The sequence below is a fragment of the Oribacterium parvum ACB1 genome (genome assembly GCF_000238055.2).
Lineage (GTDB): Bacteria > Bacillota > Clostridia > Lachnospirales > Lachnospiraceae > Oribacterium > Oribacterium parvum.
Genome location: NZ_KE148312.1, coordinates 103,005 through 125,823, shown reverse-complemented (window position 1 = coordinate 125,823; position 22,819 = coordinate 103,005). Strand labels below are relative to the sequence as shown.

Genomic DNA, 22,819 nt, shown 5'->3' with positions numbered 1-22,819 from the left:
CCTCGACACCCCACTCAAACTTCTTCTATAGATAAATCCTCTTGAATTCCTATTAAAAGGAATGCATACACTTGCCCCATTTTACAAAATAGCGTACACCAATGCAAGAGACAGCCGACTGTAATATATAAATAATTCAAGTCATTTTTCTTTCGATTGACAGTTCCCATACTGCCATGTAGTATTTTCTTGTTGTATTATTTTTCTTGTTTTGTAAGGGGTTTTTATGAAAAATTCTCTCTTTGTCCGTAAACTCGTCGGAACTGCCATTCTCACCGCCGTTGTTCTAAGCTTACAACTTGTGTTGGGCAGTGTTAAGTTCGGACCCTTTAATATTACCTTTACCTTGGTACCCATCATTTTGGGCGCAGTACTCTACGGTCCTCTAAGTGCTGCCTTTTTAGGTGCGGTATTCGGTCTGACGGTCTGCTTTTCCGTCATTTCCGGAAATGACGCAGGGGGCTTTGTCCTCTTTAGCCAAAGACCGATAATAACTCTTCTTCTTTGTCTTGTGAAAAGCACCGCCGCAGGGTACCTTGCAGGGCTTTTTGCCAAACGAAAATCCACTGTATATCTCTCTGCCGCCGTTGCTCCTCTCGTAAACACCGGTATCTTTATTTTGGGCTTGGTCGTATTCTTCCGGGATACCCTTGTCCTTTGGGCAAATGGAGAAGAAGCTGTGATGCAATTTATCCTCTTCAGTATCTTGGGAGTAAACTTTTTAGCGGAGCTTCTACTTAATCTCTTGCTTGTCCCTGTTATTCTACGCATTCTTGCAGGAGTTCGATTCACAAAGGATGAAATTGAAAATATATAGGAGGGAAGAATGATTCTAGCCATTGATTGCGGAAATACCCATACAGACTTCGGCTGTATACAGGAAGATGGAGAGATTGTGCAAATTTTCTGTATGGAAAGTAATCGAAAGAAAACGAGTCATGAATATGCGGCAGATATCGACGAAATATGCACTCTTTTAGGAATACATGTTACTGACTTCAAGGGTGCAATCATCTCTTCCGTTGTTCCCGAGCTCACCGGTTCCTTTCGAGAGGCGGCAAAGATTCTGCATATTGAAGACTGCCTTATCGTCAATAAAGAAAATGTTTCTTCCCTTTCTTTTTCCTCATCCTCCTCAGAGGAAGTCGGACCGGACCTGATTGTTTCCGCTGTAGGTGCCAAGAAGCTCTATCCGCTTCCGGCAATCATCATCGATATGGGAACTGCGACAACGCTTACCGTAGTGGATAAAGAAGGAGTCTTTACGGGAGGTGTCATTCTCCCCGGTGTAGGAATCTCTATGAACGCTCTGGCAAAAGAGACCTCCCTACTTCCTTCCATTGATGTAGCACCGGCAAGAAAGCTCATTTCCTTAAATACCGTGGATGCGATGCGTTCAGGCATCATTTACGGTACTGCAGGATCCTTGGACGGCATCATAGAACATTTCCTGCAGGAATTAAAGGAAGACGCGAGTCTCATCGCCACGGGCGGACTCTCGCACCTCATCTGTCCCTACTGCAAGCACAAAATCATCGTGGATGAGAATCTCCTCTTAAAGGGCTTATGGGAAATCTGGAAGGATTCCAGAGACTAAAAAAGAGGCGAAGAAACTAAAGTAAACAGTTTTACAAAGTTAAATTAAGTAGTTTCATGGAGCTTAATCAAGCAGTTTCATGGAAGCACACAAAGTATTCCAAGAACGAGTAAGATTCCCGGTGCAAAAATATCTCCTTCCGTCCCCTTTAAAAAAAGTCCTATAGGAGAGAACCAAGGAAGGTACTGTAGCCATCCGCTTAGGGCGGAAAAATCCATAAATGCCCCGCCAATCAGGCTGAAAAAGAGTCCAAGGTTTAAGCTGAGACCCGTTTCCGCCCCTTCTCCAAGGAATCTTGTCGATAGAAGACGAGAAAAACCGAAGAGAAAAAGTGTGTAGGAAAAGACGGACAGCATTGCATATAGACTAAAAGAGAGCTTAAGGGCAATATAAAAGCAAAGACTGATAAAGAGGAAGAACAGGAAATATCCCCCAAGATAGCGTAGTTTTCCGCGCCTTATACTGTTTATCCTGCTACTCACCCTCTTCTCTTCACTCTCCCCCATTACTGCAGCAAGGGAAAAGAGGAAGAAATATAAAAGAAACGCATAGATTGCCTCTCTTTTGGGAGAAAACAGCTCTTCTTTTGAGCGTCCATTTTTCTGCTCTACGATATAGAGAGGTGTTTTTCTTTTGTAGTTGACTTCATTTTCTTTGAGAATTCGTTCTTCTTCCGGACTAAGCTCTTTTCCTAAAAGAGAGGAGAGGTAAGTCCCGGCAGTTCTTTCTATCTTTTCCCCGGCAACAAGGGCTGCCACAATCTCTCGAACAGCCATTTCCGAAAGAGAAGAGCTGCTGCTCTCATAAAGCAAGAGTCCCTTTCCCTCCCTATCATCACTGTATCCCTCAAGGATACTGAGAACCCCTTCTTTATCCCCATACAAAAGCTTCTCCGCTTTTTCCTCTCCGGAAATCACCGTGATTTGAATACTCTTTTCCTCTTCCAGATCTCGGAGCAGCTCCTTACTCCATTCTCCCTGATCTTGATTCACAAGATAAATTTGTAAGCGTTCTTCCTGCTTATCCTCCGCATATTTTCCAAGAAGGAGGCAAAAGGCAAGAAAAAGCACGAATCCGGCCGTTCTCCCTATCAGAGTAAAGCCTCTCCATAGCGGAAAGGGAAGATATCGCATAATAAGGCTCTCGCTACGACTTTGCAAATATGCACTCCCAGCCAAGGAAGTCTTTTTCTCTTTTTGTCCGAGGGAATTCTTCTTATCGAAGAGTTTTTCGAGTAATAGAAGCATAACTCCGATACATGCCGGAACAGATAGCGGGTACGCAAAAGAAAGCAAAGCCTTTCCTCGATATCCCCTCCTTAGGCCTTCCAAGATTAGTGCCGTAATACTGACAGGAGAAAATTGTGCAATAGAAAATGGAATTTTCCCTGCGCTAAACAGTCTTCCGCTGAACAAGAGGATTAAGAAAATCACGCAAATACTTAAATTTTTTCCGAGTCTCTCATCCCGAATCACTGTGAATATTCCCCAAAAGAAGAAATAAAAGCTAAGTAAGGAAAACAAGTAATAAATCGAAAACCAAAGAAGACTCTCCGAAGAAAGAGAGAGCGTCCCATGCAAAAGCAATAAAGAAAGGGCCAAAAAAACCAGAGACAGGAAGAGTAAAACAAGGAATTTAGAGAGATAAAATCCCTTTCCTCTCATCTGACGAAACCGTGCAACAATTCCCTTTTTTTCTTCTTCCGGAACTGCGGAAATCACGGATAAACTCACAAAAGAAAGAAAGAGGAAAAGCAATGCGGAAAAAATGCGCATAAGAAGTGCAAGCTCCAAATTGGCTTTTATCTCCTCATCCTGAAAGATGAGTTGTCTCTTTAAAACGGCTGAAAGAAGCCTTTCCGAGGCCTTCTCATAAAGGACTTCCTCTTGCTTTGCGGAAAGTGTTTCTCCATAAGCCGTATGGAAAACAGCAAGACTCGTCTCCTGCTCCTTTTCCATGATTTGCATGACAGAAGTAAAAACTGACTCCAAAATAGCCGCTTCCGTCGGACGCTTCTCATTGAGAATGAGTTCTACCGGTTCTCCTTGAAATCGATAAGCAGTATAAAAAAAGTCTTTGGGAATCCGTAGAATTCCTACACTTCCCTTCTCCAGTTCTGCAGAAATCTCTTCCCTGCTGATTTTATGAACCTCTGAAAAAAGTTCTACCTCTTCCATTTGACGAATGAGTGTCTTGGACATCAGTGTTTCATCTTCATCAATTATGGAAACGGGAAAGGACAGTATCTGTCCGGAGCCCCCCTGAAAAAAGGCAAGAAACAAAGGAAGCAGAAGTAATGGAAAAAGAAGGGAAAATAGTCCCCCTTTTCTGAAAAATAAGCTGAAGTCCTTTTTTAAGGCTGCAAAAAAGCCATTCATTTACACAATCCTTCCCTCTTCCAAGTACACTATTCGGTCAGCCATTTCTTCCAGCTCTCCTCTTCCATGACTAATCAGCAGCATCGCTGTACCCTGCGCCTTCATTTTTCGAAGTAAAGCAAGAATTTTATCATAAGACTCGTTATCACAGCCTACTGTTGGCTCATCTAAAAGAAGGATATCCGGTCTTCTCATTAAGGCGGATGCCAAGTGTACTCGCCTCTTCATCCCCCCTGAAAGTGCAGAAACACGTTCTCTTTCTTTATCCTCCAAGCCGAGCTCCTTTAAAAGCCAGTGTGCTCTTGTAAAAATCACTTTGGCAGGAAGTCCCAGTATTTTCCCGTAAAAATATAAATTTTCCAAGGCGGAAAGGCTTTCATAAAGAGACAAATCCTGCGGAAGATAGGACAGATTTTTCTTGATCTCCTTCGGAATCAAAACCTCTCCCTTATCATAGGGCAATATCCCTGCAATAGCCTTTAAAAGCGTACTTTTCCCTGCACCGTTCTCTCCTCGTATCCCCAGTATTTCTCCCTTATGCAAAGAAAGGGAGAGCCCTTTCAATACTGCTCTCCCTCCTCTTTTGTAGTGAAATCCCAGGTCATTAACCGTGCAAATCCACTCTTCCATCTATTCTGTTACCCCCAAAAGATTCATATAGATGCGTTGGAAACCTTGTGCAAATTTCTCTCCAAGCTCATAGAAATCATCTTCAGAGTAATTGCTGACATCCACTACCTCACCCTTAGGCAGGGTAATATCCGCTTTATCGGAGGTATTCAGGTTCAGCTTAACTCCACTAAGTCCCATGGAATACGCTTCCAGTCCGCTAAGAACAAGCTCATGGTCACTACTGTTCTTTTCACCGTCTTTTACCGTCAGAATTGCCTGTCCGCCCATTCCTGTCGGATCTTTTACAGTATAGGTTCCGTAAGGCATCAGGATAGACTTCTTTCCTGTTTCAATAGCATACTCTAAACCGGTAATATTGAAGATTCCATTTCCTCCGGAAATACTTCCATTTAAAGTTTTACCCTTTAAAGCATACTCGTTCTTCAGATAGAAAGTTTCTCCCTCTCCACCCTTTAAATTCAGCTGCTCGATAGTCTTATCTCCGTCTTTTGCTATTTCTAAGCTGCAAACATATTGATTGCTGCTAATCTTGATTTGACGGAGCTTCTTTCCCTCTACAGCAATGATCCAAGTAAAGTTCGCGTCTTCAATTTCCTGTCCACTATCTTCCGCAGCCTCTCTGATTTTCTGTGCAAACTCTTGCAACTGCTCTTTTGCAGGAAGTGAGCTTCCCAGTCCCATTGCATCATTTATCTGACTTCCATAGTTTCCCTGTTCAAGCAGCTCTTCCAAGTCTTTGTCTTTCTCCACCGTGTCTGCAAGCTTCTCCAGAAAAGCCTTTACCTCTTCTGCCTTCGGAGTAAAGGTATAAACTTCTCCCTTGAATTTCTGTCCGAGTCCGTCCAAGCTTACTTCCTGCTTTTCCACCTTAAGATTGTCCTTTGTGATGAGTGTAGCATAGAGCGCACCATACTTTTTAAGGAGCTTTTCTAAAGTCTTTTGATTCTCTTTCGTCTTCTTTAAGTCAGGAGCTTCTTCTACTTCTTCCCCTGTCAGATTTTTAATAACAGTCTTATAGTCTCCCTTATAAAAATGCTCGTCAATCGCAGGAAGGGCAAAGCCGACTACTCCATCCATATATTCTGCATAGGCATCCAGGATGTCACTTCCCATAAGCTGCATCCCCATGCTCATCTGCATACTTCCCTTATCCGGATCTGTCTTTGCTTTCAAGGTCAAAGAAGAATCCTCAAGATATTTATTGATTTCCTCTCTTCCGTCGACTTCTCCGGTCAAAACCATGGTCATTTCTTTGGTTTCCTGATTGATAAAGCCCAGTTCTTCCATGGACTTAATCTTTCCGTTAAAGTATTCGGACTGGTATTTTAAAAATCGGTCTTCCGCACTGGAACCCAAACCGCTGAAAAGCAGGTTCTTTCCAAAGGCAAAGATACCGACAAGCAGAAGAACAACCGCTGCCACGATTCCGATAAAAACCTTGGGAACACCGCCTTTTCCCGTCTTCTCTTCAACTGTATATCTTGCAAAATCAGCCGTGTTTTTTACCGGCTCCTCAGCCCTTTCCTCTTTAGCCACTTCAGTAACTTCAACAGTTTTGGCAGCTTCAACAGTTTTGGCAGCTTCTGCAGTTTTGGCAGCTTCTGCAGTTTTGGCAGTTTCGGTAGCTTCTGCAGTTTTGGCAGTTTCGGTAGCTTCTGCAGTTTTGGCAGTTTCAGTAGCTTCAGGAGCCGCAGGAGCTTCAGGAGCAGTAGCAATGTTTAAAGCGTTATCCAGTTTTTCTCCGCAATTCGTACAGAACAAATCCTGTTCCTGTGCTTCCTGACCGCAATTAGGACATATTTTCATGATTCCCCCCTATCTTGTCGATAATTTGTTTTTTCTTAGCTATATTAACATAGCATAATCCGTATTTCTTTTCAATTTTATGAATAATTTAATGATGAGAAAGCAAAGAAAAATGGAAGATTAGTCTTTCCACGTCTTCTACTAAAACTCAGGCCTTTTATAGTAGAGGCGCAATAAAGCGTAAAAATCCCTGCATAACTCTCTTTAAAATACTTCTTTTCCTACCCCAATCCGCTGCAATTTCCGTTGAAGTTCGAAAAACCTCATAAAAATCGTCCGCGATATCAGCAATACAAGGGCTTTCATAAATCAACACCCCATTTTCAAAATGATGGTACAAAGAGCGATAATCAAAGTTAATGGTTCCCACTGCTGCCAATCGATGATCAACAAGAACCTGCTTCGAGTGAATAAAGCCCGGGGTATATTCATAGATACGAACCCCCGCCCGAAGAAGCTGGGCATAGTAAGAACGACTCACGGCAAAAATCATTTTCTTATCCGGAATTCCCGGTAAGACAATCCGTACATCCACTCCACATTTTGCCGCATTACAAAGTGCCCTGCTCATTTCATCCGTAATAATCAAGTAAGGCGTCGTAATGAAGATAGACTCTTTAGCAGAGTGAATCATATTTAAATAGACATCTTCTCCAAGAGGAAGATCATCTATCGGAGTATCTCCATACGGCGCACAATAGCCTTCTTCGCTAAACTTCTCCCAATATCTTGGAAGGTAGTTATAGAGCCCCCTTACCGGACTGTCATCCATAGCGTGCCACATTTCCAAAAAAAGCAGCGTCAATGTTCCCACACCTTCTCCGCGAAGTCGGATTCCCGTATCCTTCCAATATCCATAAGGAGAACGGATATTGAAGTATTCATCTGCAAGATTATAGCCTCCCGTAAAACCAATCTGTCCATCCACTACCGTAATTTTTCGATGGTCTCGATTATTCATAAACAGATTGACAACAGGAACAATAGGATTGAAAATCCTGCAACGGATTCCCCCTTCTTCCAATTCTCTTAAAAAGCGAGGATTGATGAACCCAATTGACCCGACATCATCATAAAAAAGCCTGATTTCCACACCTTCCTTTGCTTTTTCCAAAAGAACCGCCTTTATCTCTCTGAAGGACTCCCTGTCCTCTATGGCATGGTATTCCATGAAAATAAATTTTCGGGCTCCGCGAAGTGCTTCCATCTGCGCTTCAAATCCAAGACTTGCTTCCTTATAGAAAACCACTTCCGTATTTCTATACACAGGAAATCCTGCCAGATTCTCCAGCATGGAAAACTGGTTCCCGATTCGGGGATTTTCCTTTTTTAAATGCTTCAAAACCGTATGGCTGTCATCCAGGTAAGGAAAAAGCATACTGTCGGCTACATCAAAGCGTTTCTTCATCGTGCGGGAAAAATTGGAGCCGTAGACCAAAGCATAAAGAATCCAACCCAGAATCGGCATCGCCATAATGAATACTACCCAAGTCAGTTTAATGGAGGCATTTGTGTGTTTTCCGATGATATAAAATATAGCCAGTACAGATAAAATCCGAAGGCCTGTCGCAATAAAAATATAATTCTCCGTCAGCCGAACAATCACAAGGTAAAACCAAAAAATCTGTAATAAGACAGCAAATACCACAAACAGTAATCTTCCCACACTGTTTTTCTGGTCTTCTCTATGAACTGCCTTGGTTTTTTTTGGCATATATACGCCCTCCTATAATCAATCGACCCTTACCTTATACTATAGCAATATAAAATTAAGCCTATGAGAGATATTAAGCTCTTTAAAACAGCCGGATGTATGCCGGAAGTCCGTCTATATACTCTGCACTGCACTCTCCCCGGATTAAAGGGCGAAGGTAATCCAAGCACTCTCCCTCCAAGCTATGTCCATTTTCGGAAATCCACTCTTTAGGCAGTTTTTTCTCCTTGTTGGCAACGAACGACAAAGGTACGGAAAGAAAGTTCACCTTATATTCCCCTCTCATTCCATTTATCCGCTCCAAACTCACCATTTTTCCGCTTTCTCCGGAAAGAGCAAGTTCAACCGCCTTCTTTCCTAAGGAAAAGGCCTCCAATACGTCCGTCTTGGAAAGGCAGTGGCTTGCACAGCGTTGCAGTAAATTAAACTCAATTGCACGGGTTTTAATGTTCTTTTCTTTTATAACAGTGTATTTTCCTTCTTCCGAATCGGCTGCCTCCTGCAAAAAGCCTTCCAATACCGCTCCGGTACCTCCGGCTATAGTATGACCGAAGGCGTCCTTTTCCCCTTCTTCTTTCTCATAAGAATAAAGAAAACGACCTTCTTCGTCCTTTACCCCTTCGGAAACCGCCACCATGATTTGGGGATGTTTCTCCAGCATTTCATTTACATCTTGCAAGAACTTCTCTTTTGAAAATGTATTTTCCTCCACATAAATCAAGTAAGGAATACTGCCTCGTTCTTCGGAAAGAGCAGCTGCCGCTGTAAGCCAACCAGCATTTCTTCCCATCATTTCTACAATCATGACATAATTCTTATCGTAAGCCATGCATTCCTGTTCCAGTTCCAAAAGACAGGAGCTGATATATTTTATCGAAGACGCATAGCCCGGGCAGTGATCTATACCGTATAAATCATTGTCGATGGTCTTCGGAACCCCGATAACACGGATATCTTCCCCCTTATTTTGAAAATAAAGAGAAAGCTTCCAAGCCGTATCCATGGAATCATTTCCGCCGATGTAAAGAAAGTAGCCTATATTCCATTTTTTAAAAATATGAAATATTGTATCAAAATCTCCGGGATCTTCCTCGGGATTCTGTAATTTTCTCCTGCAAGACCCCAGAGCCGAGGCCGGAGTTGTGGCGAGTCGAGAAAAAAATGCAAGAGATTGCATACGGTCCGGAGTCATCTCCGCATCTCTTTCTTCTTGGCAGATTTCCTCCGCAAGCGGAGATAAGTTGGTTATATCCATACTTTCCACCGGGAAGATACTTCTCTTTTTCTCTAAAACAGTATCCCTAAGGTTTATGAAATCCTCCCGAAATACACCTTCTACGCCATACTTTGCGCCATATACTTCTCCAATTTCCTCCCGTTCCAAAGCTTCCTTAATCACTCCGGAAAGACTTGCATTAATTACCGCTGTCGGCCCCCCCGACTGTGCCACCAATAAATTCTTCTTCATGTTTTCACTTTCTATCTTTTTTTCTTCAGCACTACATGCCTACCATCACTCTTACTTACTCTTTTAAATACTGCTCCAAATATCCCAAGGGGAAAGGAGGCGATGCCAAAGGCTTCACCGCAAGGCTGGTAAGAAGAATCGGATTGTCATCTGCCAAGGCCCGATTCAGATTTAACTTCCCGCAAAGCTTACATTGATGAAGTATACTCCAGTCTCCATCCTCTCTGGAAACAACGGCAATGGGTTCCATTTTTCCGTGACAGGCAGCTTTCCGGTCTCCCGCCGTCTCATCTACATGAAGACTGTAAAGGCAGTAGGGACAGTGGTTTCTATGATTTGAACCTGCGCCTTCCGGATGAATCTCCTTTCCGCAATGCGCACATACAAAGCTTTCCAAACAAGCCTCTGTACGGTAGTCCGCTTGATTCATCTCACTTCTACTGCGATTCGCATTTTCTCTATTCGTATCTTCTCTATGTGCATCTTCCTTTTTTCGCTGTTCTTGTTTCTTCCCTGCTTGCCACGTCTTTTCCGATGTAAGTTGTTCAAGTTTTTCGACTTGCAATACAGGTCTTTTTGCCTTCTTTTTTACCGACATATCTCCGTTTTTCATCTTCAGTTCTTCCCTTTTTATCCGTCAGTGCTCAAGTAAAAATATTTGACTTTGTATTATATCATATATTTTTTGCAAATAGCAGAGAGCCTATCGCCCTAAAAATTTCTCCGCAATTGCCACAAAACTTGCACTTCCTTTCCAAAGAACATCCTCATCCACATCAAATTTTGCATGATGATGCGGTTTGTCCGTTCCCTTTTTCGGATTTGCGGAGCTTAAGAAGAGAAAAGCGCCTGGAATCTTTTGTAAATAGAGCGAAAAATCCTCTCCTATCATACTGGGGCTTTCCCGATACAACACTATTTCTTCTTTAAAAATATCTTGTATCGCATCTTTGGCAAACTCGGTCATTTCTTTGTCGTTAATAAGGGGCGGAGCTCCCCAGTCCATGGTATAGTCCACGCTGCCTCCAAAGGCTTCTGCGGTACATTTTGCCACTTCCCCGATACGCTTAGCAAGCTTCTGTCTTACTTCTTCTTTTAAAGCACGGGTTGTCCCCTCTATATGAACCGTGGAGGGAATCGCATTGTATAATTCCCCTCCTCTTATCAGTCCCATCGTAAGAACAGCCGCATCCGTCCCGGCAATTTCTCTTGCATTGATAGTCTGCAATGCAAGAATGATATGGGCTGCTATATTAATCGGATCTACTCCCTTTTCAGGCGTAGAAGCATGGCAGCCATTTCCCTTTACTTCTAAAATAAAACGATCATAGGAAGCCATTACTGCTCCGGGAATACAGGCCATCGTTCCACTTGGGATACTTTTATCTAAAATACTTCCGATATGCATCCCGAAAATGGCATCTACCCCCTTTAATGCCCCTTCCTCTATCAGAATAGCCGCCCCCTTCGCAAGCTCTTCCGCCGTTTGAAAAAGAAAACGAATTTCTCCGGAGAGCTCCTCTTTATGAGGATAAAGTATCTGCAAGGCAGCTAAAAGCATGGCTGTATGGGCGTCATGTCCGCAGGCATGCATACAAGAATTATGCAGCGAAGCAAAAGAAAGACCGGTTTCTTCTTGGATAGGAAGAGCATCCATATCCGCTCGAAAAGCAAGTGTTTTTCCCGGACGGGCACATTTCATCGTTGCTACAATACTGCTGTCCTTTTCCGAAAGTATGTATGGGACTCCTATTTCTTCCAATTTTCGGATTACATAAGCGCGCGTCTTCGGTAGATAGAATCCCAATTCCGGAATCTGATGCAGTTCCCTTCGCATCTCCACAATATCGGATTCTATCTCTTTACACTTTTCCCATAGCATATTTTTCTCCTTTACAAACGAAATCAAGCTAGAGCTTTTCTCAGTCATTCTCTTTTCCTATTCTAGCAAAATAAAGTCCTATTTTGCCAGTCTTAAACGGATAATTATGAAGCAAAGGGTGAAGCTTGAAAAGCAATAAACGGAAAACAGGAGACGGAATATAAAATAAAATAATTCATTGTATAATGCGTACACTTTGCACTAATTAAAATTATAATTTGTGTCGAGAATAACTCGTGTCAGATACATTGTTATCTTTTATTCATTATTCCATTTTTAGAAGACGAAAGGAAAATAAGGGAAACGAAATGCCTCACACTTCAAACGCGATGATCTTTAAGAATAAAAACTGAGGTTTCCGATGCATATTGAATTCAAATCTACAAAATTCAAAATCAAAAAATATTTCTTATCAACAATGATGGATAAGTACGAAAAGGAGGAACTCATATGAAGGCGCTAATTTATGGAGCGGGTCTTTCAGGAAGGCAGGTTTACAAGAACATAAAAGATGAGGTTCAGGTAATCGGGTTTTTGGATGGAGATCCGGACAAAAAGGGACATGTAATCGCCGACGGTCTACCCTGCTATGGAGGAGCGGAAAGTCTTTCAGACATGGAATTTGATCGAATTTATATTGCTTCTCGATTTTGGAAAGATATCAAAAAAATTCTGACGGATAATGGCGTTTCAGAAGATCGCATCCGAGTGGATATCCCGCTGGACACAGTTTCCGATGTTCGAAATACCTGGCTGTATTCTTATGCGAAAGCATATAAGAACACGAAGCTTTCCGTAGCGGAAGGGGGTGTATTCAGGGGGGATTTCGCCAAATACATCAATAAGGTTTTTCCGGATTCCAAGCTATATTTATTTGATACCTTCGAAGGCTTTGACCATAGGGATGTTGAATATGAATCCAATAATTATAAATTCGGTTTAAATGACAATGAATTCTCGGATACATCATTGGATGTGGTTATGGAAAAAATGGAGCATCCAAAGAATATCATTATAAAAAAAGGATTCTTTCCGGAGACTGCAGCAGATGTTGATGACCGGTTTTGTTTCGTACACTTGGACTTCGATTTGTATGTTCCGATACTGGAGGGACTACGGTTCTTTTATCCCAAAATGGTCGAGGGGAGTGTAATCCTGATTCATGACTATTACAATATCGGCTTACCGGGAGTAAAGGACGCTATAGAGGATTACGAAAAAGAAATAGGCAGAACCCTGTATAAAATGCCAATCGGAGAAGATCAAAGCATTGCCATTATAAAGGATAGTCGTTCTTAAAGAATAAGATGGAATAATGCTTCTATTCGCTTGACAAGAATTCCTTTACTGCATATTGTCATCCATATATTAGAAAAGTCGTGTGCATGGTAAAACAGTAAAATGGATGCTCCATCGCAAGACGTATGAAGGAAAAAATATGGATTATACAGCTAAAGATTATATTATTTCGGAAAACAAGGACTTCGCTCTAGTGAATAAACCGGTAGGCATGGATTCAGAACATGCAATGGGAGACGGATTCTTTCCCATTCATCGCCTTGACAAGGTCGCAAGCGGACTTCTTCTTTATGCAAAAAATCCGATTAGTGCAAAAAAGCTTTCCGAAGCACTTCAAGAGGGCAAGATTAAAAAGAAATATCATATTATTGTCGAAAGCACTTGCAATACCTCCAAAGAAGAGGATGAAACTCTGTCCGTCAGAACAAACAACACAATGGATAGAGGCTCTTCCAAAGCTAAGCGGCTTCCGAAAAGAGGCCGTTTCACCGATTATCTTTATAAAGATGCAAAAAAGCAGAAGATGTTTCCTGTCAAAAAACTCCGCAGGGGGGTAAAAGAGGCTGTCCTCCATTATCAAGTACTACAAGAGAAAGACGGTCTTGCTCTTTTGGATGTCGAACTCGAAACCGGACGTTTTCACCAGATTCGTGCACAGTTCTCAGCCCACGGCTTTCCCCTCTTCGGAGACGGAAAATACGGTTCCCGTCAAAAGGGAAATGTAGCTCTACATTGCTATACCCTCTCCTTTCCTAACCCGGAAGGTGGAGAAGAATTGCATTTTCAAGTGGAAGACAGGGATGAAGAGCCCTGGAGAAATTTTTATGAGAAGCCTTAAAATAACTTGTTTTTCTCTAGCAAAAATGCTAGGATAAACCAGCAAAAAAGATTTTAAAAGCACCCGAAAAGCGGGTGTTTTTTTACGATTGGGAGGGCTTTCATGTTCGTTGCAAAAAACTGGATAGACTATGAGGTCATTGACTGCTCGAAGGGCGAAAAACTCGAGAGGTGGGGAAAGTATATCCTTTGCCGTCCGGATCCTCAGGTCATCTGGCAGAGCGAAAAGAAAAATCCCTTCTGGAAGAAGCTGAACGGCCATTATCACCGCTCCAAGGCAGGCGGTGGAGACTGGGAGTTTTTCTCCCTTCCGAAGCAGTGGCAGATTTCCTATCCCTTAGGGGAAAACGGAGAAGACAGTCTGAACTTTCATCTAAAGCCCTTTGCCTTTAAGCACACCGGTATATTCCCGGAGCAGGCTGTAAACTGGGAATGGTTTTACCGCCTCATTAAGAAAGAAAAGGAAAGAAGAGAAAAGAGCGGAGACAAAACACCGATTAAAGTTTTAAATCTCTTTGCCTATACCGGAGGCGCCACCCTTGCCGCAGCAAAGGCCGGCGCAGAGCTTACCCATGTGGACGCATCGAAGGGCATGGTTTCTTGGGCAAAAGAAAATGCGGAAGGCTCCGGACTTGCCGACTCTCCCATTCGTTATCTTGTGGACGACTGTGTGAAGTTTGTCGAAAGAGAAATCCGAAGAGGCAATCTTTATGACGGCATCATCATGGACCCCCCTTCTTATGGTAGGGGACCGAAGGGGGAAATCTGGAAAATTGAAGACAGCATCTACCCCTTCCTAAAGCTTAGTGAGAAAATTCTGAAAAAGGATTCCCTCTTCTTCCTTTTAAACTCCTACACAACCGGCCTGCAGGCAGGAGTTATGCAGTATATGCTGGAAGAGCTCATCGGAAAGGGCAGAAACGGAAAGGTTTCTTCCGATGAAATCGGGCTCCCCGTATCGGAAAACGGTCTGGTGCTTCCCTGCGGTTGTGCGGCCAGGTGGGAAAAAGCCGAATCGTAAGGCATTTGGCACTCTTTGTCAGAAAAACTTTATTGTATTTCTTTATAAGAGAGGATAGTATTACTGATAAGAGTTTAAAGGGAGAGGTGGCTTTTCTTTTAAAGCCATTTTCTTATGTATAAAAGCAATTTTTTAAAAAGAGAGAAACTCTTTCCCTCTTTTATCAAGATAAAACACCAGTAAAGCTTATGGAGGAAGAAATGTATAGGGGATTCAAAGTTTTTTTATTAAGCCTAAGCGCCACAGCCTTATTTTCCGGCGCAGCATTTGCTGCGGGCTGGAGTACAAATGAGCAGGGTCAACAGGTTTATCAAAATGATAATGGTTCAGTGGCTACCAATACCTGGATTAAGATTACGCAAAACGGAAAGACCGAATGGTACTACGCTACCGCAAATGGAAGCTTAAGACAGGACGGCTGGCAAAAAATCGGAGACAGCTACTATTATTTTGACGGAAACGGGTTGATGCAAACCGGCTGGGTACAGGAGGATCGCTACTACTGTGATCCCTCCTCCGGAAAGATGCTCAGCGGATGGAAGCTCCTTCCCCTCCCCGAGGGAGTAACTGCCGAGGAAGGCAGGAAGAGTTCCAACAACAATTACTGGTTCTATTTCAACCAAAGTACCGGAGAAAAATTATATGCCAAGGACGGTCGTGTTACCGTAAAAACCATTGATGATGCATCCTATGGTTTTGATGAAAACGGAATCATGGTAACCGGATGGGCAAAAACAGCAGATGGAAGTCCGGAAATTTCCGGCTACAGCTATTTCGCCGAAAAAACCGAAGGAAAGTTCAAGATGGGACAGCGTCTTTCCGGAACGTGGTACGCAACAGTCGGTCCGGAAGGGGACGGCAATCTTGCAACAGGCAACGTGGAATGGTTCTATCTAAAAAACAACGGCCATCCTGCTGCAGGAAACAATGGAGTCTATGAAGTGCAGCGTGTCGGAGACAAGCGGTATCTCTTCAATGAAAAGGGTAACCCGGTATATGGCATTCAAAAAGGCAAAACTGCAGCAAATGCTCCGGAAGCATATTATTACTGCGGAAAAAATAAGGCCGACAGCTCCGTAAAGACAGGAAAGATGAATTTAGTCGATGGAGACGGAGAAAACATCACTTGTTTTTTTGATAATAGTGGAAAGGGTGCAACCGGCATCAAGCAGGACTATGTCTACTTTAACGGTCGCCTGCAAAAGGCGGATAAGGGCTCTCACTATCAGAAGATTACTCTTCCCGGACAGAACAGAAGCTATGTAATCAATGAGGCCGGTAGGGTAATGAAGTCCAAGACGAAGTATAGAGATGCAGACGGAAATAAATGGTCCGTAAACGCAAGCGGTGTCATTACTTTGGATGAGGGCTTGGATACGGTAGAGCTTCTCTCCCCCACCGTGACAGATATTGATTAAAAAATCCGCCTTAGATTAATACCTAATAAATACAATGTACTTTATACGCGGTACTCATTGTGGAAAAACAGGGGCTGTAAAAAATCAAAATAATAAAGGGATTCTTTGCAATATAGATCTGAATGCGGGGGTAGTCTGAGCCCGTCGGTACTTGCGAAAAACAAGAGAAACGCAGTTTTTCGCTTAGTATCCGTTACGAGGCGAAGCTAGCGAGAGCGTGCCCCAAGTTCAGACCTATATTGCTTAGAAAATTATTTTGATTTTTTATAGCCCCTGTTTACATACAGTTTATTCTTCAAGCCAAAATTGTGACAACTCTTTCCTCTTTATCCCGCTTTCTTTTTTTGAGTATCCCAGGAACCGTCTTCTTTCAAAGTATAACCGTCTACTACCGTATTGAAGAGCATTTTACCGTTATTAATCCCCGCTTCTGTACTGAAGTAATACCATTTTCCATTGATCAGTCTCCAGCCGGTCAGCATCTTACCGTTATTGATCCCCTCCTCGGTACTCAAATAATACCATCTTCCGTTGATCAGCTGCCATCCGGTCAGCATCTTACCGTTGTTGGCACCCTCTTCCTTGCTAAGATAGTACCAAGTTCCGTTCAACAATTTCCATCCGGTACTCATCTTTCCGCTGTTTTCATTCTCACCGCCTTCCAGATAGTACCAAGTATTATTTCGGAAAATCCAGCCTGTAGACATATAGCCCTCTTTATTAAAGAAATACCAGCTCTTATTAATCAGTTTCCACTCGTTCTTTGGATAAGAGCCATCTTCGTTCTGTATCCACCAGCCTTTGGAATCCTTTTTCCACTTGACCTTTTTTGCAGAACTGTTAACTGTATTCGGGACATTGTCTCTCCAGTAATTTCTATAGGAACTACCGCCGGCCCCTCCTTTCTTTCCTGTCCATACGGTACTGCCCTCTTCCGAATCATCCAAGTCAAACTTGGTGAATAAGGGGTTTGCATATCGCTCGCTCAACTTCACGGCAGAGTGGTTTACTATGGTATTGATCCCGTCTCTTCCCATCTCTTCCTTAAAGAAAGCATGAAGTCCAATCTTTTTTACAGAAGCGGGAATACGGATATTTCCGATATGATTTCCACTGAATGCCTCTTCTTCTATCTCTTCCAAACCATTCGGAAGTATAAGCTCTCCATCATGTAAAACATCGGAAAAAGCATAGGCATCAATCTTCTTTAGATGGCTTGGGAAAATAATCTTTCCTTTGATGTTTAAATTTGAAAATGCACCCACTCCGATTTCCTTTACCGTGTCCGGGATTTTTAAATCTCCTTCCAGCTTAGTAGCACTCCCATAGGAAATTCCGTTAAATGCATAACTTCCTATTTTACTAATACCATCTTGTAAAACAAGCTTTATACTTTTAGGCTCTTCTCCCAGTGCAAAGAACAGTTTATCCCACTCTCTATACCCGTTCACAGCATTATAATCCTTTATTGCACCATTTCCGCCAATAGTCAGCTTATATTTTGAGATTTGACCGGAAGAAGCTGTGCCGGATTTTACCACCGACCAGTTCAATTTGCCATCTGTATCGGGAAGCCGATTGTCCGTTCCTACCTTTATCGTTTGCTTAAAAATTCCCACTTTCTTGGGTGGATCCCCACCCGCTCTTTCTACCAAGAGGATGTAGCAATAATAGGTTTTGTTATCCAACCAATTTATATTTGAAACATCCGTATAATAGGAAGCTTTCCAATTATCCTCTCCGGTTCTCCATCCCGCAAGGTTCATGCTGTCCTTGTAGGCAGTACTAAAGTCAGATTCTTTTACCGCTTTATTCGCATCCTGTGTTCTAAAGAAATAACACTCTGCAATGCTTTTAGAAGAAACACCGGAGATATTGACCTCCAGGAAGCTTTTTTGGATACTCGGTACTTGATATAAACGTATCGAATTAATTTGTACTCCTCGCTTCTTCTGCTCCTCCTTTTTCTTGGCCGTTTGCTTCACCGTAGTGAAACTATGGTTATAATGCAGCTTTCCGGTATCCTCTAAATAAATCGAAGATCGATTAATAATGGTATTATGCGTTGCATCCGTACCTTCTTTGTAAAATGCTTGGCTTCCAATCTCCACTACAGAAGCCGGAATAATCAGATTCTTTAATTTATTACTCTGAATAAAAGCAAAATCGGAAATCTCCTTCAGCGTAGAGGGGAGAGTTACATCCTCTAAATTCTCCATATAGCCAAATGGAGCCCTTCTGATTCCCAAACCTTCCACGCCTTCTGCAATAATGACCGTCTTTATTTTATCCCTATAGGCAAACCACGGCGCTCGCTCTCTATCGTCTCCATATCCATATCCACTGATTGTCAGCGTCATGTTTTTTCCTTCTCCACTGAGGCTGTACTTCATATTTTGACCGAGTCTTCCTCCGGAAAAGGGACTCTGTACAATGACCGTATACTGCTTAACTTGTTCCACCTCACTTCCTGATACAATCACTTTATTTTTAATCGTTAAAGTAGCTTTCCCCTCTTTTAAAGCTTTAATGCGAACATCCTTCGTATCAGGATCTATATGAACCCGAACAATATCTTCATGATCGGAACTGACTTCGATGCCCTCAACAAAACGATTTCCTTCACTCAGAAACTCATTGAGATTCTTGTCCTCTCCTTCCTCCATACCAAGAGATCCCGTCTCCATATCATCCTCGCTTCTATCTATTACACTAAGCACGAAGAGAGAGAAATGGTCTGTTTTAACTTCCAGTTTTTTCTCTTTTTCTTTTACTTTCACATCACTCAGTTTCTCCGGCTCCGCATCCGGCTCATCTAAGTGGAATACGGCGAGTTCCTTGCCTTTTGCAAGAATATTCAATCTTTCGAAACTGACCTTGACATCCCCTTTTTCATTATCGGGTTGTAGTTCTTCTCCCTCTGCGTCCAGAACCGAAATATCAAAAATAAAGCTTTCCAGAAGCTCTGCATCTTCTTCCTTTAGCTTTTCCTCAACCTTTTCCTCAACCTTTTTCTTATCCACCTTTTGACTGAGTTTTTTTACTTTCAATTTGGCCTTTTTCGGAAATACCCCAGCATCTGCTTTTACACTGACAAGAATTCCGTCTACCGTCTTCTTTCCATAAAAAGGAACATCTTGTTCTTCCTCTTCGGATGCAACAATCGTATTCTCTTCCTCTCTGCTTTTGCCCATTGCTCTTGTAAGGTTTCCTGTCGAAAATACGGATAGCAACATAAGCGTGGACAGGGCAAGAGCACATGTCTTCCTAAACATTCTTTTCTCCTTTCAGATTCTTTTCAACTACACTTTTCACAGACCCCGGATTGTACTCCGGCATACTTATTTCATCGGCATAATTTTTAGTTTTTTTAATATGTGATTTTTATCGTATGTATTTAGAACAATTTTATGGTTTGGGGATAAAAATAAATCAGTCTTAAGAAGAATATTGACGAAAAAGGGCTTTCGCTATACTATAAATGGGTCGCTAGGGGCGCTGTATGCTGAGAGGTGAAAACCGACCCTTTAACCTGACCCGGATAATGCCGGCGTAGGGAAGCTATACGATTTGCCCCTCCATGCCGTTTTGGCGTACAGGAGGTTTTTTTATGAGAAAAAGTACAGAAAAATTAGCATTTTCAGGCGTATGTATCGCTCTGTCCATGGTACTGGGAATGGTAAAATTGTTTTCCTTACCTATGGGAGGCTCCGTGACTGCCTGTTCCATGCTCTTTGCCACTCTGCCGGGCTTCTTCTTCGGAACCGGCTATGGCTTGCTTTCAGGCTTTGCTTACGGCCTAATCAGCTTCTTTTTAAAGCCGGAATTCTATAGTCCCGCACAATTTGTTGTCGATTATATTTTCGCCTTTTCCGCACTGGGTATCTCCGGGTTTTTCAGCAACAAGAAGAACGGCTTATACATCGGCTATCTTGCCGCCTGCCTTGGCCGTTTTATCTTTGCCTTCTTATCCGGTCTGCTTTTCTTCGCAGCTTATGCACCGGAGGGCATGAGTCCTGTGTGGTATTCCTTTGCCTATAATATCAGCTACATCGGTATAGAAGCTGCAATTACTATTGCCGTACTGTTCTTACCGGTAGTATATCGAACCATCTATCGCTTAAAAGGAAAGTTCAGACAAAATGAAGAAGTAAATCTGATTCACTCATAAAATGATTTGTAGAAACCATGTTCATTCAGAATCAGAGCGAACAATTTTCAAATGTCAGCCCTGATTTCGGCTAAGGTCCATTAATGATAAATGGAGGAAGGGGAGTTATCCTCTTCCTCCATTTATTGTTTTCCATAAGTTCGGAGAGATTCTCTTTATCAGCACACCCGTAAAATAGGCCAAAGCAAGGCAATAGACAGGACTCAAGAGATAAAAGAAAGCTTTCAGTCCATTGGATACTCCATCATAAAATGATATAGGAAGCACGTTCCGTAGAAGCCCCTGCAAAGTACTCTGCAAGATGAACCAAAGTCGAAGAAAAAGGTAATGTACTGCATAAATATAGAAATTCATCTCCTGTAAAGCTTCAAAAAAGTAAGCCAAGCCCTTATTTCCTTTACACAATAAGGCCGGTTTGTCTCCTCTTAGCCAAAAAATACAAAAGAAGAACATGGCCATACTAAGTCGATAAAGAACCGTTAAGGATAAAAGAAAAGCTATATTTTCTCCAAAAAGAACATAGCCGTAGCAAAACAAAGAAAAGCAGAAAAGCAGGCAAGGTAGTATGAAGCGCTTTAGATATGTATTCCTTGTTCTTCTCTCTCGGAGAAATATATTGCTTTCACCTTCTTCATTGAGAAAAATGGAAAATGCCGCTCCAAAACTGTAGTAAAACCCCGCATCTTCATTTAAATAAGGAATATCCAATCGAAAATACACTAAGATTAAAAACAGAAAGGGAAAAATAAAGGCTATTCTTCCCTGCTTTTTTCTCCCCCTTCCCAAAAGTGTTGAAACTGCAATGAAAGGGAAGCAGAAAGTCAAAAGAAGAAGCTGATAAAAATACCAAAAGACCGGATTAAAGCGATAAAAAAGAATGCCTTGAAAAAGATTCTCCGGATTGCATTCCGCCTTTTGAAAAAACATATACAGTAGGGTCATTCCCATATTCCATAGGAGGTAGGGAATTAGATAACTCTTCATTCGCTCTTTGAGTTTCCTTCCCCAGTCTTTCATACTGTTTAAATTCCGATAAAACAAAAAGCCACTCAGGAAGAAGAATCCCGGAACCGCCACCTGTCCTAAAAATTCAGAAAAGAAAAACTCCAGTTTCAATAAATTGGAGCTATCAAAAAAGGCCGTCTTTCGGACAGCCTGTAATTCAGGCACAGTAAAATGAGTACTGTGCACAAATATAACTAATATAGAAAGAAAAAAACTATATGCCGATAAAAATGCAATCTGACTGTTCTTTTTCATTTTACATATCATCAAGTTCTATCGTAAACTGCTCTGTTTCCGAAGCTCTGTGCTTCTTATACTCCGCCACACGTGCATTGATTCTTCCTACCGGATCCAGTATGGAAGAAATAGAAATATCATGGTTCATATTGTCAATCAGAAGCGCAATGTACTTTGACATATCTACATTGATATACCACTCCCTCTTCAAAAGCTCTTCCGGCTGATAAATCAGGTTTGTAGTTAAAACGCCCGATAAAATTCCCGCTGCATAAGCCTCATCAAACTTATTTAAGCCGTTTGTGAAGAGACCGAAAGTGCAGCATGCATAAACCCTCTTTGCTTTTCTGTCCTTCAATGCCTTTGCCGTATCAATCAGAGACTCTCCGGAAGAAATCATATCGTCAATAATGATAACATCCTTGCCCTCCACATCGGAACCCAGGAATTCATGGGCAACAATCGGATTTCTACCATTTACAACCTGCGTATAATCTCTTCTCTTATAGAACATACCCATATCTATACCAAGGACGTTCGCAAAATAAATGGCACGGTTCATACCTCCCTCATCAGGAGAAATTATCATCATATGATCCTTATCTATATCCAAATCCCGCACATTCAGAAGAAGTGCCTTGACAAACTGATACGTACAAGAAACATTATCAAACGAATCTCTGGGAATGGCATTCATCACTCTTGGGTCATGTGCATCAAAGGTCAGGAAATTCTCCACGCCCATCTCATGCAACTCCTGTAACATAATAGCGCAATCCAAAGACTCTCTTCCGGAACGCTTATGCTGTCTGGATTCATACATAAACGGCATAATGACATTGATTCGCTTCGCTTTTCCGGTCGTAGCCGCAATAAGCCTCTTTAAATCTGCATAGTGGTCATCCGGAGACATGTGGTTTATATTTCCAAAGATGGAATAAGTCATGGAATAATTCATCACATCTACCATAAAGTAAATGTCTACACCGCGAACAGTCTCTAAAATCTCCCCCTTTGCTTCTCCCGTTCCAAAGCGGGAAATTCTTGTAGGAACAATAAAATCCGATTTCTGATAGCCGGAGAACGCAATGGTCTCCTTGTGCTCACTTTCTCTCTTGGTTCTCCATGACACAAGATATTCATTGACCTTCTTTCCAAGCGGTTCAATGGACTTTAAAGGCATAAGAGCCAAAGGTCCTACAGGAATACGCTCAATAAACTGTGAAGTTCTGGAATCCGACATGATTTTCCCTCCCTAAATAAACAGGCAACTAAACACTATACAGCTGAAAAATTTTTACTATGTCCTTTTTCTTAAAAATCTCGAATCGGGCTAGCACCCTCTAAAAATAC

The 22,819-nt window shown here is 42.1% G+C and carries 17 protein-coding genes and 1 riboswitch; of the genes, 7 read left to right on the top strand and 10 right to left on the bottom strand.

Going from position 1 to position 22,819, the window contains the following annotated elements; all coding sequences use genetic code 11:
• Window positions 1-226: 226 nt before the first annotated feature.
• Window positions 227-817 (top strand): ECF transporter S component, encoded by a 591-nt coding sequence (locus tag HMPREF9625_RS00580; protein WP_009535225.1) that lies wholly within the window; start codon window positions 227-229, stop codon window positions 815-817.
• A gap of 9 nt (window positions 818-826) precedes the next feature.
• Complete coding sequence (locus HMPREF9625_RS00575) at window positions 827-1,597, top strand: type III pantothenate kinase (RefSeq protein WP_009535226.1); 771 nt, start codon at window positions 827-829, stop codon at window positions 1,595-1,597.
• 77 nt (window positions 1,598-1,674) lie between these two features.
• On the opposite strand, the gene HMPREF9625_RS00570 is transcribed toward HMPREF9625_RS00575, so the two are convergent.
• The 7 genes from HMPREF9625_RS00570 to HMPREF9625_RS00540 form a co-directional block, all read right to left on the bottom strand.
• Window positions 1,675-3,975 (bottom strand): ABC transporter permease, encoded by a 2,301-nt coding sequence (locus tag HMPREF9625_RS00570; protein WP_009535227.1) that lies wholly within the window; start codon window positions 3,973-3,975, stop codon window positions 1,675-1,677.
• Entirely contained in the window at window positions 3,976-4,605 is a 630-nt protein-coding gene (locus tag HMPREF9625_RS00565; RefSeq protein ID WP_009535228.1) for an ABC transporter ATP-binding protein, read from the bottom strand. It lies immediately after the preceding gene.
• Window positions 4,606-6,414, bottom strand: coding sequence for a zinc ribbon domain-containing protein (locus HMPREF9625_RS00560; RefSeq protein WP_009535229.1), 1,809 nt, complete (start codon window positions 6,412-6,414; stop codon window positions 4,606-4,608).
• A gap of 157 nt (window positions 6,415-6,571) precedes the next feature.
• Window positions 6,572-8,128 (bottom strand): cardiolipin synthase, encoded by a 1,557-nt coding sequence (gene cls, locus HMPREF9625_RS00555; protein ID WP_009538344.1) that lies wholly within the window; start codon window positions 8,126-8,128, stop codon window positions 6,572-6,574.
• A gap of 82 nt (window positions 8,129-8,210) precedes the next feature.
• Window positions 8,211-9,596, bottom strand: coding sequence for a 6-phosphofructokinase (locus HMPREF9625_RS00550; RefSeq protein WP_009535231.1), 1,386 nt, complete (start codon window positions 9,594-9,596; stop codon window positions 8,211-8,213).
• A gap of 55 nt (window positions 9,597-9,651) precedes the next feature.
• On the bottom strand, window positions 9,652-10,209 hold the full coding sequence (locus tag HMPREF9625_RS00545) for an RNHCP domain-containing protein (RefSeq protein ID WP_009535232.1): 558 nt from the start codon (window positions 10,207-10,209) through the stop codon (window positions 9,652-9,654).
• 90 nt (window positions 10,210-10,299) lie between these two features.
• Window positions 10,300-11,478: a M20 metallopeptidase family protein gene (locus HMPREF9625_RS00540; RefSeq protein WP_009538320.1), complete on the bottom strand. Its 1,179-nt coding sequence runs from the start codon at window positions 11,476-11,478 to the stop codon at window positions 10,300-10,302.
• Window positions 11,479-11,928: 450 nt separating this feature from the next.
• Between HMPREF9625_RS00540 and HMPREF9625_RS00535 the strand changes: the two genes are divergently transcribed.
• The 4 genes from HMPREF9625_RS00535 to HMPREF9625_RS00520 all read left to right on the top strand — a co-directional run bounded on the left by HMPREF9625_RS00535 (window position 11,929) and on the right by HMPREF9625_RS00520 (window position 16,053).
• Complete coding sequence (locus HMPREF9625_RS00535) at window positions 11,929-12,777, top strand: TylF/MycF/NovP-related O-methyltransferase (protein WP_009535234.1); 849 nt, start codon at window positions 11,929-11,931, stop codon at window positions 12,775-12,777.
• 139 nt (window positions 12,778-12,916) lie between these two features.
• Window positions 12,917-13,615 carry an RluA family pseudouridine synthase gene (locus HMPREF9625_RS00530; RefSeq protein ID WP_009535235.1) on the top strand — a complete coding sequence of 233 codons (699 nt, stop codon included), beginning with the start codon at window positions 12,917-12,919 and terminating at the stop codon, window positions 13,613-13,615.
• A 102-nt stretch (window positions 13,616-13,717) separates the two neighbouring features.
• Window positions 13,718-14,635, top strand: coding sequence for a class I SAM-dependent methyltransferase (locus HMPREF9625_RS00525; RefSeq protein WP_009535236.1), 918 nt, complete (start codon window positions 13,718-13,720; stop codon window positions 14,633-14,635).
• Between the two features lie 200 nt (window positions 14,636-14,835).
• Window positions 14,836-16,053: a ribonuclease H2 subunit C gene (locus HMPREF9625_RS00520; RefSeq protein ID WP_009535237.1), complete on the top strand. Its 1,218-nt coding sequence runs from the start codon at window positions 14,836-14,838 to the stop codon at window positions 16,051-16,053.
• 326 nt (window positions 16,054-16,379) lie between these two features.
• On the opposite strand, the gene HMPREF9625_RS00515 is transcribed toward HMPREF9625_RS00520, so the two are convergent.
• The gene (locus HMPREF9625_RS00515) at window positions 16,380-19,328 is read right to left on the bottom strand and encodes a leucine-rich repeat domain-containing protein (protein WP_009535238.1); all 2,949 of its coding nucleotides are present in this window, start codon (window positions 19,326-19,328) and stop codon (window positions 16,380-16,382) included.
• 206 nt (window positions 19,329-19,534) lie between these two features.
• Window positions 19,535-19,629, top strand: a riboswitch (TPP riboswitch).
• Between the two features lie 34 nt (window positions 19,630-19,663).
• Here HMPREF9625_RS00515 and HMPREF9625_RS00510 point away from each other — a divergent pair.
• Window positions 19,664-20,224 (top strand): energy-coupled thiamine transporter ThiT, encoded by a 561-nt coding sequence (locus HMPREF9625_RS00510; RefSeq protein WP_009535239.1) that lies wholly within the window; start codon window positions 19,664-19,666, stop codon window positions 20,222-20,224.
• Between the two features lie 105 nt (window positions 20,225-20,329).
• Here HMPREF9625_RS00510 and HMPREF9625_RS00505 read toward each other — a convergent pair whose 3' ends face one another.
• Window positions 20,330-21,484: an acyltransferase family protein gene (locus tag HMPREF9625_RS00505; RefSeq protein ID WP_009535240.1), complete on the bottom strand. Its 1,155-nt coding sequence runs from the start codon at window positions 21,482-21,484 to the stop codon at window positions 20,330-20,332.
• A 1-nt stretch (window position 21,485) separates the two neighbouring features.
• Window positions 21,486-22,709, bottom strand: coding sequence for a ribose-phosphate pyrophosphokinase (locus HMPREF9625_RS00500; protein WP_009535241.1), 1,224 nt, complete (start codon window positions 22,707-22,709; stop codon window positions 21,486-21,488).
• Between the last annotated feature and the right edge of the window lie 110 nt (window positions 22,710-22,819).